13 protein-coding genes are annotated in these 14,403 nt (G+C 72.0%); 12 read left to right on the top strand and 1 reads right to left on the bottom strand.

Annotated features, from left to right (window positions below):
- Positions 1 to 63: 63 nt before the first annotated feature.
- From pcaH to pcaC, 5 genes are all read left to right on the top strand, one after another.
- Positions 64 to 810 (top strand): protocatechuate 3,4-dioxygenase subunit beta, encoded by a 747-nt coding sequence (gene pcaH, locus ABDB74_RS11980; RefSeq protein ID WP_346618755.1) that lies wholly within the window; start codon positions 64 to 66, stop codon positions 808 to 810.
- Between the two features lie 67 nt (positions 811 to 877).
- Positions 878 to 1,525, top strand: a complete 648-nt coding sequence (pcaG, locus tag ABDB74_RS11975; protein ID WP_346618754.1) for a protocatechuate 3,4-dioxygenase subunit alpha — start codon at positions 878 to 880, stop codon at positions 1,523 to 1,525.
- A gap of 37 nt (positions 1,526 to 1,562) precedes the next feature.
- Positions 1,563 to 2,888, top strand: coding sequence for a 3-carboxy-cis,cis-muconate cycloisomerase (gene pcaB / locus ABDB74_RS11970; RefSeq protein ID WP_346618752.1), 1,326 nt, complete (start codon positions 1,563 to 1,565; stop codon positions 2,886 to 2,888).
- Entirely contained in the window at positions 2,885 to 3,667 is a 783-nt protein-coding gene (pcaD, locus tag ABDB74_RS11965) for a 3-oxoadipate enol-lactonase (protein WP_346618750.1), read from the top strand. The genes pcaB and pcaD overlap by 4 nt, the downstream gene beginning before the upstream one ends.
- Positions 3,664 to 4,065 carry a 4-carboxymuconolactone decarboxylase gene (gene pcaC / locus ABDB74_RS11960; RefSeq protein ID WP_346618749.1) on the top strand — a complete coding sequence of 134 codons (402 nt, stop codon included), beginning with the start codon at positions 3,664 to 3,666 and terminating at the stop codon, positions 4,063 to 4,065. The genes pcaD and pcaC overlap by 4 nt, the downstream gene beginning before the upstream one ends.
- Before the next feature lie 44 nt (positions 4,066 to 4,109).
- On the opposite strand, the gene ABDB74_RS11955 is transcribed toward pcaC, so the two are convergent.
- Positions 4,110 to 5,336 (bottom strand): cytochrome P450, encoded by a 1,227-nt coding sequence (locus ABDB74_RS11955; RefSeq protein ID WP_346618748.1) that lies wholly within the window; start codon positions 5,334 to 5,336, stop codon positions 4,110 to 4,112.
- Between the two features lie 336 nt (positions 5,337 to 5,672).
- Here ABDB74_RS11955 and ABDB74_RS11950 point away from each other — a divergent pair, with 336 nt between their 5' ends.
- The 7 genes from ABDB74_RS11950 (at position 5,673) to ABDB74_RS11920 (ending at position 14,379) form a co-directional block, all read left to right on the top strand.
- A complete protein-coding gene (locus ABDB74_RS11950; protein ID WP_346618747.1) occupies positions 5,673 to 6,860 on the top strand; it encodes an ABC transporter ATP-binding protein in 1,188 nt (395 codons plus the stop codon).
- 77 nt (positions 6,861 to 6,937) lie between these two features.
- The gene (locus tag ABDB74_RS11945; protein ID WP_346618746.1) at positions 6,938 to 8,620 is read left to right on the top strand and encodes an iron ABC transporter permease; all 1,683 of its coding nucleotides are present in this window, start codon (positions 6,938 to 6,940) and stop codon (positions 8,618 to 8,620) included.
- Positions 8,620 to 9,480 carry a PaaX family transcriptional regulator C-terminal domain-containing protein gene (locus ABDB74_RS11940; protein ID WP_346618745.1) on the top strand — a complete coding sequence of 287 codons (861 nt, stop codon included), beginning with the start codon at positions 8,620 to 8,622 and terminating at the stop codon, positions 9,478 to 9,480. Before ABDB74_RS11945 ends, ABDB74_RS11940 begins: the two co-directional genes overlap by 1 nt.
- A gap of 367 nt (positions 9,481 to 9,847) precedes the next feature.
- Positions 9,848 to 10,897 (top strand): extracellular solute-binding protein, encoded by a 1,050-nt coding sequence (locus ABDB74_RS11935; RefSeq protein WP_346618743.1) that lies wholly within the window; start codon positions 9,848 to 9,850, stop codon positions 10,895 to 10,897.
- 214 nt (positions 10,898 to 11,111) lie between these two features.
- Positions 11,112 to 12,032 (top strand): PaaX family transcriptional regulator C-terminal domain-containing protein, encoded by a 921-nt coding sequence (locus ABDB74_RS11930; RefSeq protein WP_346618742.1) that lies wholly within the window; start codon positions 11,112 to 11,114, stop codon positions 12,030 to 12,032.
- 429 nt (positions 12,033 to 12,461) lie between these two features.
- Positions 12,462 to 13,376 (top strand): transporter substrate-binding domain-containing protein, encoded by a 915-nt coding sequence (locus ABDB74_RS11925; RefSeq protein WP_346618740.1) that lies wholly within the window; start codon positions 12,462 to 12,464, stop codon positions 13,374 to 13,376.
- Between the two features lie 79 nt (positions 13,377 to 13,455).
- Positions 13,456 to 14,379 (top strand): amino acid ABC transporter permease, encoded by a 924-nt coding sequence (locus ABDB74_RS11920; RefSeq protein WP_346618738.1) that lies wholly within the window; start codon positions 13,456 to 13,458, stop codon positions 14,377 to 14,379.
- Positions 14,380 to 14,403: the final 24 nt, after the last annotated feature.

Below are 14,403 nucleotides of genomic sequence, written 5' to 3'. Positions count from 1 at the left end.
CTTCCTCCCGTCCAGTGGAAGCGTGGGGTTGGGAGCGTAGCCCGGCGGCCGTACCTTCCCGGCATGACCGGGACCACATCGGCCGGGGGCCTGCACCTGCCGCGGTACGTGCGCGAGCCCGCCGCCCTGCGCACGCCCGTGGGCTTCCCCGACTACCGGAGCACCGCGCTGCGCGCGCCGCTGCGGACGCCGGTGGACCTGCCGCACCGGCTCACCGAGATCACCGGGCCGGTGCTCGGTGAGGACCGGGTGGCGCCGGAGGACGCCGACCTGACCCTGCGGAACGGCGGCGAGGCCGTGGGCCAGCGGATCCTGGTCTACGGGCGGGTGCTCGACAGCGACGGCCGCCCGGTGCCCGACGCGCTGGTCGAGGTCTGGCAGGCCAACGCCGCCGGCCGCTACCGGCACGTGGTGGACAACTGGCCCGCGCCGCTGGACCCGCACTTCGACGGGCTCGGCCGGGTGGTCACCGACAGCCTCGGCCGCTACGAGTTCATGACGATCAAGCCGGGCGCCTACCCCTGGGGCAACCACCACAACGCCTGGCGCCCCGCGCACATCCACTTCAGCCTGTTCGGCCGCGCGTTCACCCAGCGGCTGGTGACGCAGATGTACTTCCCGGACGACCCGCTGTTCGGCCAGGACCCGATCTACAACGCGATCCCGCCCGCGGCGCGGCACCGCGCGGTCAGCCGCTACTCCCTCGAGCGGACCCAGGACAACTGGGCGCTCGCCTTCGAGTGGGACATCGTGCTGCGCGGGACCGAGCAGACGCCGTTCGAGACCGACGACGACGGAGACGTGGCGTGATGACAGCCGAGGGAGCATCGCAGGGAGCGCCAGCGACCGAGGCGCGGAATCGCGCGGGTGGTGTGGCGTGAACCCGCTGGACGTCCCCCCGGACCCCGCCGTCCCGTTCCGGCCCAGCTCCGGGCAGCGCGGCACCGGCTTCCTCACCGAACCCCTGCGGCTCGGCACGACCCCGAGCGCCACGGTCGGGCCCTACCTCGCGATCGGGCTGACCTGGCCGGACGGCGAGTGGGCCGCGGCCGAGGGCGCCGAGGGCGGCATCTGGATCCGCGGGCGGGTGCTCGACGGCGCCGGTGACGTCGTCCCCGACGCGATGATCGAGACCTGGCAGGCCGACCCGGACGGCGGGTTCGCCTCGCCCGAGGACCCGCGCGGGGCCGCGTCCTACCCGGGGTTCCGCGGTTACGCCCGCGCGCAGACGCTCACGGGGGAGTTCGCCGTCCACACCCTCAAGCCCGGCCGGGTCCCCGACGGAGAGGGCGGCCTCCAGGCGCCGCACATCGACGTCAGCGTCTTCGCCCGCGGCATCCTGGACCGGGTCGTCACCCGGATCTACTTCGCCGACGAGGCCGCGGCCAACGCCGAGGACGTCGTCCTGCGTTCGCTGCCCGACGACGCTGCCCGCGAGACGCTGATCGCCGTCCCCACCGAGGACGGCTACCGGCTCGACGTCCGGCTGCAGGGGGACCGCGAGACGGTCTTCTTCGCGGTATGAGCGGCTGCACAGGGCACCCGTCGGGTAGGAACGAGGCGTGACAGGCCTCTTCAGCGGCACGTTCGCCCGCGGCGGCGTGGCGGCGGCCGTCTCCGATCCCGCCTGGTTCGCCGCGCTGCTCGACGTGGAGGCCGCCCTCGCGCGGGCCGCCGCGGCCACCGGGCTGGTGCCCACCACGGCCGCCGACGCGGTGACGGCGGCCTGCGGTGACCCGTCCGGCCTCGACCTCGCGACCGTGGTCGCGCGGGCCGCCGACGCCGGCAACCCGGTGCCGCCGCTGGTGCGCGTGCTGCAGGACGCGGTGGGCGAGCGCGACGCCGGGGCGGTGCACGTCGGTGCGACCAGCCAGGACGTCGTCGACACCGCGCTGGTGCTGCTCGCCCGCCGGGCGATCACCGTGCTCGACGCCGATCTCGCGCTCGCCGCCGAGGCGGCTGCCGGCCTGGCCCGCACGCACCGGGACGACGTCGTCATGGGGCGCACCCTCATGCAGCAGGCGCTGCCGACGACGTTCGGCCTCAAGGCGGCCGGGTGGCTCACCGGGCTCGACGGCGCCCGCCTGCGGCTGGCCGAGGTCGTCGCCTCCCTGCCGGTGCAGTACGGCGGAGCGGTCGGCACCCTGGCGGCCAGCGACGGATCGGGGATGGCGGTGCGCACCGCTCTGGCGGCCGAGCTGGGGCTGGTCCCGCCGCACGTGCCGTGGCACACCGTCCGGCTGCCGATCGCCGACCTCGCCGGCGCGCTCGGGGCGACGGCCGGGGTGCTCGCCACCATCGCCGTCGACCTGGTCCTGCTGGCCCAGAGCGAGGTGGCCGAGGCGGCCGAGAGCGGCGCGGGCCGGGGCGGGTCGTCGGCCATGCCGCACAAGCGGAACCCCGTCGCGGCCATCTCGGCCCGGGCCTGCGCACGCCGCGCGCCCGGGCTGGTCGCCACCCTCCTGGCCGCGATGGAGCAGGAGCACGAACGGGCCGCCGGCGCCTGGCACAGCGAGTGGCCGACGCTGACCGATCTGCTGGTGACCACCGGGTCGGCGGCGTCCTGGCTGGTCGAGAGCCTCACCGGCCTGCGCCCGGACGTCGACCGGATGGCCGCGACCGTCGCCGCGGCGCGCGACCCCCAGCTCGCCGGCGCGCTGGCCGAGGCGCTCGCCCCGGCGCTGGGCCCCGGCGCCGCCCACGACGAGGCCGCGGCCGCGGTCCGCCAGGCCGCCGCCACCGGCCGCCCGCTGGCCGACGTGCTCGCCGAGCGCGACGACGTCGACGTCTCCGCGCTGCTCGGCACCGGGCCGGACGTCGGCGAGGCCGGTCCGCAGGTCGACGCCGTCCTCGCCGAGCACACCCGCCTGACCCAGGGAGAACGATGAGCGCCGTCACCGTCTCGTACACCGTCGACGGGCCGCCCGACGCGCCCGTCGTCGTGCTCTCCAACTCGCTCGGCGCCACGCGCGCGATGTGGGCGGCTCAGGTGCCCGCGCTCGCCGAGCGGTTCCGCGTGGTCACCTACGACACCCGGGGGCACGGCCGGTCCCCGGCCCCGGCCGGGCCGTACTCCCTCGACGACCTCGCCGACGACCTCCTGGCCCTGCTCGACGAGCTGGAGGTCGGCCGGGCGCACGTCGCCGGGCTGTCCCTGGGCGGCATGACCGGCATGCGGCTGGCCGCCCGGGACCCCGGGCGGGTGCACGGGCTGGCGCTGCTCTGCACCTCCGCGCTGCTGGGTCCGCGGGAGAACTGGCTGGACCGTGCGCGCACCGCCCGCGGCGAGGGCACCGGCGTCCTCGCGCCCACCGTCGTCAGCCGGTGGGTGACCGCGGAGTACGCCGCCGCGAACCCCGACGTCGTCGCCCGGCTGCGGGAGATGGTGGCCGGCACCGACGGCGAGGGGTACGCGAGCTGCTGCGAGGCGATCGCCGACATGGACCTGCGCGCCGACCTGCCCACGATCGCCGCCCCGACCCTGGTGATCTCCGGCGCCGAGGACCCGGCGACCCCGCCGGAGCACCAGCGCGCCATCGCCGACGCGATCCCCGGCGCGCGGCTGCTCACCGTCAGCCCCGGCGCGCACCTGGCGAACATCGAGCAGCCGTCGGAGATCACCGCTGCGCTGCTCGCCCACTTCGACGCCGCCGGGAGCGCGCGATGAGCGAGCCGAACACCGACGACGCCCGGCGCGAGGCGGGCATGCGGACCCGGCGCGAGGTGCTCGGGGACGCGTGGGTCGACCGCGCCGTCGCGAACACGACGCCGTTCACCGCCGATTTCCAGGACTTCATCACCCGCACCGCGTGGGGCGACCTCTGGCAGCGCCCGGGGCTGGCCCGCCGCGACCGCAGCCTGATGACGTTGTCGATCACGATCGCCCTGCGGCACTGGGACGAGTTCGCGCTGCACGTGCGCGCCGCGGTGAACAACGGGCTGACCGACGAGGAGATCGGCGAGGTCATCCAGCACGCGGCGATCTACGCCGGCGTCCCGGCCGCCAACCACGCCTTCAAGGTGGCCGCGCCGATCCTCGAGGAGCTCCGCGGCACCTCCGCCTGATCCAGGGACTTTCCGCGCCCGAAGTCCCTTCGTCGGGCGCGGGGTCAGGCGCGGACGAAGTCCAGGGGGACCGAGCGGGTGCCCCACTCGGCCCAGATGGCCATCTCGGGCTCGCCGGCGAGCCGGAAGCTGCTGCTCCGGGCCAGCGCCTCCTCCAGGGTGATCCGCATCATCATCCGGGCCAGCGGTGCGCCCGGGCAGCTGTGGGTGCCCCGGCCGAACGAGATGTGCTTGTCGATGTTCGGCCGGTCCAGCACGAAGGACTCGCCGTCGGGGAAGACCCGCTCGTCGCGGTTGGCCGACGTGTAGAGCAGCGCGATGGGGTCGTCCTTGCGGATCAGCTGACCGGAGAGGACGACGTCCTCGCGCGCGGTGCGGGCCATGCCGCGGTAGGGCGAGTAGAGCCGGAGGAACTCCTCGACCGCCGCGGGGATCAGCGAGGGCTCGGCGCGCAGCCGGTCCTGCAGCGCGGGGTCGCGGGACAGGTGGACGAACATGTTCCCGGTGAACACGCTCGGCGCCACCATGCCGGTGACGATGAGCTGCCGGACGCAGCCGAGCACCATGTCCGCCGGCAGCGGCGCGCCCTCGTACTCGGCCGCCAGCAGCGCCGCCGTCAGGTCCTCGGCGGAGTCGTAGGCGCCCGACCTGCGTTCGTCGATGATGTCCTGCGCGATCTCGTAGAGCCGCCGGCTGAGCTTCTTGACCACCTCGTGGTCGAGCACCTGGATCGCGTCGACGTACGTGCCGCTGACCTTCTTGATCTCCTCGGAGACGTCGACCGACAGGTTGAAGAAGTGGGCGAACACGTGCGCAGGGAACTTGTGCGCGTACTGCTTGCAGACGTCGACCCAGCGCGCGTCGAGCAGCGGGTCGAGCAGCTCCACCGCGACCTCACGCACCTTGGGCTCGAGCTGCCGCATCCTGGGCGGTGTGAAGAAGGAGTTGATCACCCGCCGGTAGGCCATGTGCTCCGGCGGGTCGAGGTGCAGCGGCGGTCGGACGCCGGTGAAGGCGAACTTCGGGATCGCGTTCTGCTTCGACGTCGTGAAGTGCTCGATGTCGGTGATCACCTCGAGCACCTCGTCGTAGCCCATCGCCGCCCAGAAGCCCCCGTACTCCTGGCTGCGGGCCACGGGACAGCGGCCGCGCAGCTCGGCGTACTCCTCGTGCGCGCTCGTGAACGTCTCGCCCGGGCGCACCGGATCGAAGTCGTTGTCGGCGCGACGTGCGTCGCCGGCGTGGGCGTCGACGTCCTGGGGGTGCGTCATGGTGTCCGCCTTCGTCCAAGGGGAGCAGCAGGAGCGGCCCGGTCGGGTCCGACCTGCAGGGCTGTTCCAGGTGCTGGCGTCCCGGTCTCCGCCGGACTGATCCGGGGGTGGGTGGGGCGTCGTGCACGTCCGGTCCGGTCGACCCTAGACCGGAGGCAACTTATTTCGCCACCTTCTTGACGGTCGTAACCGATCCGGCAACCATGGCGCGGAGCCACGAGGTGATGCGGGTCACCTCCTGTTGCCGTTGTGCAGGGCTCCACCCGCATACGCGACATCCCTGAGCGCTGAAACGGTCGATCGCGAGACAGGCGGGCGAAAGCAATGACGTTGGACATGCCAACCGTCTCGGCGACGCCAGTCGTCGAGGTGAAGAACCTGGTGAAGCGTTTCCGGAGGCAGAACGGGGCGATCGTCAACGCCATCGACGACGTCTCGTTCGAGGTGGCTCAGGGGGACTTCGTCGTGCTGCTCGGCCCCAGTGGGTGCGGGAAGACCACGCTGTTGCGGAGCATCGCCGGCCTGGAGACCCCCGACGAGGGCTCCATCTCCATCGCCGGGCGCACGCACTTCTCCTCGGAGGGATCCATCGAGGTGCCGCCCGAGCGCCGCGATATCAGCATGATCTTCCAGTCGTACGCCCTGTGGCCGCACATGACGGCGTTCAAGAACGTCGCCTACCCGCTCCTGAGCCGCAAGAGCCGGAAGGTCTCGAAGGCCGATGTGACCCGGCGGGTCCGCGAGGCACTCGAGCTGGTCGGCGTCGGCGAGCTGGAGAAGCAGTACCCGGGCCAGATGAGCGGCGGTCAGCAGCAGCGGATCGCGCTGGCCCGTGCCCTGGTCAACAACGACGAACTCGTCCTGTTCGACGAACCGCTCTCCAACGTCGACGCCAAGGTCCGCGAGCAACTCCGCTTCGAGCTGGTCTCGATGCAGCGGAGGCTCGGGTTCTCGGCGCTCTTCGTGACCCACGACCAGACCGAGGCCATGGAGTTGGCACACCGGATCGCCGTCCTCGACAGCGGCCGCATCGTGCAGTTCGGCAGTCCCCAGGAGATCTACCACCGGCCGGCCACCCGGTACGTCGCGAAGTTCATCGGTGCCATCAACGAGGTCGTGGGCACGGTGGCCACGGTGGACGGCGAGAGCGTGGTCGTGGACACGCCCTACGGACGGTTCGTGGGGACGGCGGACGGCCGGCACGTCGCCGTCGGTGACCGGGTGGCGGCGATGTGGCGCCCCGAACGCGGGTTGCTCGGCCGCGAGGAGCCGCAGAGCGTGAACCGGTGGCCCGGCCGGGTCAAGGCGTCACTCTTCGTCGGCTCGCACACCGAGTACCTGGTGGCCGTCGGCGAGTCCGAGACCGACGTCCGGCTGTGGAGCCCCCGCGCCGACATCGTCGAGGCGGGCTCGGCGGCCTGGGTCTCCGTGCCGCCGGAGGACGTCCGCATCCTCCCCGCCGGCTCGTCGTCCGACGAGGCCGAGGTGCCCGCGGCCGCACGCACGCCGGTTCCTGCGCCATGAGCAGTGCGACCGCCGTCGCTGGGCCCCGCACGCGACGGGCACGGCTGTCCCGGAGGCTCCCCGGGCCGTTCGACGCCGTGACCCTGCTGATCGCCGCCGTCCTGATCGGCATCGTCGTGATCCCCCTCGGCCGCGTGCTGACCCGCCTCTTCTGGGTCGACGGGCAGCTGACCATGGAGCCGATCCGCCGGACTCTCGCCGTTCCCGACCTCGGGTCGCTCCTGCGCGACACCCTCATCCTGGTGCTCGTCAGCTCGGCGCTGGCGTTCGTCATCGGTGTGCTCCTCGCCTGGCTCAACGAGCGGACCAATGCGCGGATGGGCCTGCTCACCGACGCGCTGCCGCTGTTGCCCTTCCTCCTGCCGCCCGTCGCTGGTGCGGTCGGCTGGACGATGCTCCTGTCGCCCCGCGCCGGACTCCTCAACGACTGGATCCGCGACGCCGTCGGCATCTTCGGGGTGGAGATGCGCGAGGGTCCGTTCGACATCAACTCTTGGTACGGCCTGATCCTGGTCATGGCGTTCTACGCCGTCCCGTTCGTGTTCATGAACGCCTCGGCCGGCCTGCGCAACCTCGACCCGGCACTCGAGGAGGCCTCCCGTCTCAGCGGTGCCAGCATGTTCCGGACGCTGCGCAAGGTCACCCTCCCGGCGGTGGCGCCCAGCCTCGGGGCGGGGTTGCTCCTGGCCATCTGGTTCGGCGTCGGGATGTTCTCCATCCCCGCGATCATCGGCACGCCCGCGGGCATCGACGTCGTCTCCGTGCGGATCGTGGAGCTGCTGACCTTCACCTTCCCGCCGCAGACCGACGTGGCGATCGGGCTCAGCGGATTCGTCGTCCTCTTCGTCGGGCTGGCCTACTGGCTGCAGGCGCGGATCCTCCGTCGCGGTCGCTACGCCTCGGTCGCCGGCAAGGGCGCCCGGGCGAAGACGATCGACCTCGGCGCCTGGAAGTGGCCGGCCCGGCTGATGGTCCTCGGCTACGTGGTGGTCTCGACGATCCTGCCGATCGTCGCCCTCGTCCTCGTGTCGCTGAACGGCTTCTGGACGCCGAACATCGCCTGGGACAACCTGAGCTTCGAGGCCCTCCAGCAGTCGGTGTTCGACGATCCGACGACGCTGCGGGCGCTGCGCAACAGCCTCGGGCTGGGACTCGTCGGGGGGCTGATCGGGATCATCGGCGCGGCGATGATCGCGCTCTACGTCTCCCGGCGCCGCACGCTCCTGGCGAAGGGCATCGATGCCGCCGTCAAGCTGCCCGCCGCGATCTCCAACATGGTCATCGCCGTCGGCATCCTGCTGCTCCTTGCCGGGGCGCCGTTCCACCTCACCGGGACGCTGTTCATTCTGCTGATCGGCTACCTGGCGCTGTACCTGCCGCAGGCGTCCATCGCCGCCGACGCGGCGGTGAGCGGAGTGGGCAAGGAACTGCCGGAGGCGTCCGCGGTGTCGGGCGCGGCGCCGTCCCGGACGTTCCGGCAGATCTACCTGCCGCTCATGGTTCCCGGACTCGTCGCAGGCTGGGCGCTGCTGTTCATCCGCATCGTCGGGGACCTGACGGCGTCGGCGATCCTGGCGGGGACGGCGAACCCGGTCGTGGGCTTCCGGATCCTGGAGGTCTTCACCAGCGGCTCGTTCGCGCTGCTGGCCTCGCTGTCGACCGTGCTGGTCCTCATCACGGCCACCGTGCTGGTCGTCGTCCTCGCCTACACCCGACGGAAGTCCAAGCTCGGTGTGACTGCCCGCGTCGGGGGCGTCTGATGACCGTGCCGACCCTTGCCGACCGGCCTGGACTGACCGTTGCCGAGGACCCGGGCCTCCGCCCCGAGAGCCTGCTGCTGACCTTCTTCGGGGCCCATCTCCTCGGCCGCCCGGTCATGGTGGCCTCGGCCGGCGTCCTGGACGTCATGCAGCGGGTCGGCGTCTCCCCGCACGCGGCGAGATCGGCCCTGTCCCGGATGGTGAAGAAGGGCCTGCTGGTCAGCGAGCGGCAGGGGCGTCCGGTGTACTTCGGGCTCACGCCCCGGTCCGAGGAGGTCCTCAACGACGGCGCGGTGCGGATCTGGCGCAGCGGCGCGGTCAACCGGCACTGGGACGGGCGCTGGACGCTGCTGAGCTTCTCGCTGCCCGAATCGTGGCAGCGGCAGCGCCACGAGCTGCGCTCTCGACTGCTGTGGGCAGGATTCGGCCCCCTCCAGGGCGGTCTCTGGATCGCACCCGCCGCGGTGGACGTCGCGCGCCTGCTCGAGGGCCTGGCGGCCGCTCGGCACGTGCGCGCCTTCCTCGCCACGACGGGCAACGGCGCCGACGTCGCCGAGATGGTGGCCGACGCCTGGGACCTGGCACAGCTGGCCGAGCGGTACGAGTCCTTCATCGACCGTTGGGACGGCGACGTCGCCGACCTGGCGCACCCCGACGCCCTGGGGCGCCAGCTCGTGCTGGGGACCGAGTGGCTGCGGACCATCCGCCAGGATCCCCGATTGCCGGTGGAGCTGCTGCCGGCGCCCTGGCCGGCCGAGCGTGCCCAGGAACTGTTCCACCGGTTGCACGCCGAGACCGAGGTCCAGGCCCGCGTGAAGGCGGCGTCGCTCCTCCAGACGATCCCGGTGCCGGCGCGATGAGCGCGGCGGAGGACTGGCCCGGTCCGGACGTCGACCCGCTCGAGTGGGGTGCACCGGACGACGCGCTCGCGACGCTCGCGCGCCCGCTCTCGGCGTGCCCCGTGGCCCGTGGCGATGCCTACGGCGGGCGCAGGGCGAACGATGCCGACCCCGGGAACCAGGGCCCGGCCCGCATCGACGGGACCGCCAGCGAGTCCATCGAGCGCCGATTGCTGCCGCGGCGACCCGCGCGCGAGGGGGGTGGGCCTGTGCATGCCGACGTCCGCCCCAGCTGAAGACCGCACACCCCGCGGCCTTCGGGCTGCGGCGACCTGCACCGCCATCCCATCGCGACCCCGCGGCAGAGCCGCAGACGAAAGGACAGGACATGCGTACCAGCCGGAACAGCAGCGCCATCATCGGAGCGGGTCTCGCCCTCTCCCTGACCCTGGCCGGGTGCGGCGGGGGAGGGGACGACGACAGCGCGACCGAGGACGTCGCCGCGCCCACGCTCGAGACTTCCGCGGAGCTCGAGGAGCTGATCTCGGCGGCGCAGGAGGAGAACTGCCTGACCGTCTACGGGGCACCGGACGAGACGATCCTCAAGGCGGTGACCGACGCGTTCACCGAGCAGTACGACGTCCCGGTGTCCTTCATCCGTCTCGTCTCCGCCGACCTGACGCAGCGATTCTCGACCGAGGCGGAGGCGGGCGCCCAGGCGGCCGACGTCATCCTGCTCACGTCGTCGCCCTTCTACGCCGACGCGCTGAGCAAGGGCTGGCTGCAACCGGTCGACGAGGCGGAGACCCCGGCCTTCCCGGGCGAGTTCCCCGAGGAGTACACCGCGGACGACGGGGCGACGCCGGTCGTGAGCCTGGTCCCGACGGAGATGGTCTACAACAGCGATCTCCTCGAAGAGGCGCCCGACTCCTGGGAGGCGTACGGCGACCCGGCGAACAAGGGCGAACTGCTCTTCGCCGAGCCGACCTCCTCACCGGCCAACCTGTCCTTCTGGGCCCTCATGCGGGAAGAGTACGGGGACGAGTTCCTCGAGGCGGTCGCCGCCAACGAGCCCACCTGGTACAACAGCGCGGTCCCGGCCACCCAGGGCGTCGCGGCGGGTGAGGGGGCGCTCGGCTTCCCGGGTGTCGCCGCGATCGTGGCGAGCCTGCAGGGCTCCGGTGCCCCTGTGGAGTCCGCAGTGCTGGCGCCCACCACCGGCCCGGAGATCGCCCTGGGGCTCTCGGCCGACAGCCCGTGCCAGAACGCCGGGAAGCTGTTCGCCAACTACCTCCTCTCCGAGGAGGGCAACACGTACTTCAACGAGGTCTCCGACGCCATCTCCCCGTACGCGGAGAACGTCACCGACTTCGTGCGGCCGACCCCCGTGCCCGAGGCTGAGGCCGCGGAGATCCGTTCCCTGCTGGGCGCGCCCTGACACGTCGGGCCACCGCACGAGCCGGCGGTCGCGGGTGGGCCCCGGCGGCGCACGGGCCCACCCGCGAGGTGGGCCCCGGTCCGCCCTGACGTGACGCCGTACGGGTGAACCGGGACGGCCCGCACGTCCGAGGACGTGCGGGCCGTCGTCGCGTCGGCGTCGGTTGGGCGAGAATGCCTCCGATGAACACGCCGAGCTCTGCGGCTACCCGCTCGTGAGCCTCGACCCCGTCGACGAGGCCATGGTGGCCCCCGCGGTCCACGCCGCCGTGCGCGCTGGAGCCGGCGCGCCGGACGCCGTCGCCCTGCGGCCGGAGAACCTGTTGCTCACGCTCTTCGGAGCCCACCTGCTCGGTCGTCCCGTGCTGCTCGCCGGGACGAGCATCGTCGAGGCGATGCGCCGGGTCGGCGTCTCACCGCACGCCACCCGCTCCGCCCTCGCGCGCATGGTGAAGAAGGGCCGTCTGGTCAGCCGACGGCGGGGTCGGCCGGTGTACTACGGGCTCACCCCACGATCGGTCGACGTGCTGAACGACGGCTACGCCCGCATCTGGCGGACGGGAGCCGTCAACCGTCACTGGGACGGGCGGTGGACCCTGCTGAGCTTCACGCTCCCGGAGTCGTGGCAGCGGCAACGGCACGAGCTGCGGACTCGTCTGCTGTGGGCCGGGTTCGGGCCACTCCAGGGCGGCCTCTGGATCGCTCCGTCCCCGGTGGACGTGGAACGGCTGCTCTCGGGGCTCGAGGCAGAGAGGCACGTCCGGCCCTTCCTCGCCCAGCCGCACCAGGGGCTCGACGTCGCCGCGATGGTGCGCGACGTCTGGGACGTCCCGCACCTCGCGCGGCGGTACGAGCGGTTCATCGAGCGGTGGGACGGCGGGGACGCCGACCGCGCATACGCAGACCCCTTGGCGCGTCAGCTGGTCCTGCAGGAGGAGTGGCGGCTGGCCCTGCGCCACGAACCGCGACTGCCGGTCGAGCTGCTGCCCGCGCCCTGGCCGGCCGAGCGGGCCCAGGCGCTGTTCCACCGGTTGCACGCCGAGATCGAGGTCCAGGCGCGCGCCGCCGCGGCAGAGTTCGACACGGTCCCCGTGGCGGAAGGGGTCGGCACCTCCTCGCCGCAGGGCCAGGAGTAGAAGCTCTCCGCATTGCCGCCGCCGGCAACGGCACGACCCAGGACGCGCTCGGGAGCACGCCGCGAATCCTGGCCGTACCGCCCGGAAGCGTCGGTGCAGCGGGTGATCGGCGGGAACCTGCTCGCCGGCGACGCCGGCCGGTCAGCCGGTCAGCCGGTCGATGCTTCCGGCCGTCGGACTCGCACGCCCCCCGTCGCCGGGCAGCGGTTGGCCCCCGGTGGGCGAGGCATCCGTCCGACAGCTACGGCTTGCCGGCGCTGGACCGTGTCGAGACCGCCCACCGCGCCGCGCGGACATGCGGCGGATTCTTGACGGTCGGCGAGGAATGCGACTAACGTCGCAAGCACGCCCTGAGGTCCAAATCACATCTCGATCGGCGGACGGCTTTCCCTGCGGCGCGTCGGGCGTCGCCATCAGACAGGAGCATCGATGAGGAAGTTCCCAGCAGCTGTCGCCATCTCGGCCATGCTCGGATTGGCCGCCTGCGGCGGAGGCGCCTCCGACGATTCGACCGATCCTGAGGGCGCCGGCGCCGAGGTCGCGGAGGAAACCGCCGGCGGGATTCAGGCGGAGTACTCGGAGGAGGCAGCTGCGCTCGTCCCCGAGGAGATCCGGGAGCGGGGGCACATGGTGTGGACTGCGGCCGCGAAGCCGCCCTTCTACATCGAGGGTGCGTCCGGTGAGTTCACCGGCCTGGGTCCCGACATCGAGGCTGCAGCCGAGCAGATCCTCGATCTGGAGATCGAATTCCTCCCGGCGGACGGACTGCAGTCCGTCCTGCTCGGACTGCAGTCCGGGCGTGCCGACTTCTTCGTCGGCGGGTTGCGGGCCACCGCTGAGCGGCAGCAGGACTTCGACTTCGTCGTGTGGCTCAGCACCAACCCGTCCTACTTGTTCAGTGCCGACCGCGCCGACGAGATCTCCGGGGTGGAGGACCTCTGCGGGCTGACGGTGTCCTTCGAAGAGGGCGGCGCCATGGAGATGTTCGTCGATAAGCTCAACGAGGAGTGCGCGGCCGGGGGACAGGAGCCCATCGAGCCCCTGCCCCTCGTCGGCGAGGGCGCTCGGCTGGCGGTCGACTCGGGTCGGGCGGACGCATACGGCGCCAACCTGGCCGACAACCTCTACACGCAGCTCCAGCGGGAGGGCGAGTACGAGGTGGTGAGCCAGGACACCGGGACCCCCGACATGACAGGCGGCGTCGCCCCCGCGGGGTCGGGCGTCGGGGAGGCCATGCAGGCCGTCTTCGAGGAGCTCTTCGAGCAGGGCGTCTACGAAGAGCTCATGACGGAGTGGAACATGCAAGAGGCCGTGATCGACGAGCCGACCTTCAACCCCTTCTGATCCTCGAGCGCGGTCGGCGCCGGAGTCGGCGCCGACCGCGCCTGTCGTCACCCATGGCCATGAGGCGAAAGGTCAGGACATGAGTCGGCTGCGCGTCGGCAGTGCCCCGAGGTCCGAGTCGGCACGGTCGACTCCTGTCGCCGGACCACCGGGCGACACCCAGGGCGATCCCCTCGTCGCCATCGATGCGAGGAACGGGCGGGAGCGCCGGCGTCCGAGCCTCTGGCTGGCCTGGGCCGTCTCCGCGGTCGTGGTCGCCCAGCTCGTGGCGTTCCTGGTCGGCAACGAGCGTCTCGAATGGGATGTCGTCGCCGAGTACATGTTCGCCGAGCCGGTCCTGGACGGACTGCGCACGACGATCATCCTCACCCTGATCGGTATGGCCATCGGTGTGACCCTGGGAACCCTCGTCTGCCTGGCTCGGCTGAGCTCCTACTTCCCGCTGCGCATGATGGCCGGCGGCTGGATCGCGCTCTTCCGGAGCGTGCCGCCGCTCGTACAGCTCCTCTTCTGGTTCAACCTCGCTTACCTCCTTCCGGTTCTCTCCGTCGGGATTCCCTTCGGGCCGTCCTTCGGGAACTGGGACGCGAACGACGTGATCTCGCCCTGGACTGCTGCGGTGATCGGCTTGTCCCTGTACAACAGCCCCTACAGTGCCGAGATCATCCGGTCGGGTCTGATGTCCGTGCCGCGGGGACAGTTGGAAGCGGCGAGCTCGCTCGGCCTTCCGTGGCGGGACACGTTCTTCCGGATCCGACTCCCGCAGGCGACCAGGATCATCCTCCCGCCGATGGGGAGTCAGATGATCAGCATGCTGAAGGGCACGTCGCTGGTGAGCGTCATCGCCATGACCGACCTCCTCGGCGCCGTCCAGACGGTGTACACGAGAACGTTCGAGGTGGTTCCGCTGCTCATCGTCGCCATCATCTGGTACGTCGTCCTGGTCGCGATCCTCACCATGGTGCAGTCGTGGCTCGAGCGTCATTTCTCGCGCGGTTACTGACGGCAGCAGGAACAGGAGCAGGTG

The organism is Blastococcus sp. HT6-4, from assembly GCF_039679125.1.
Lineage (GTDB): Bacteria > Actinomycetota > Actinomycetes > Mycobacteriales > Geodermatophilaceae > Blastococcus > Blastococcus montanus.
Note: the sequence above shows the minus strand (reverse complement) of the source record. Positions and strands in the feature narration are given on the sequence as shown.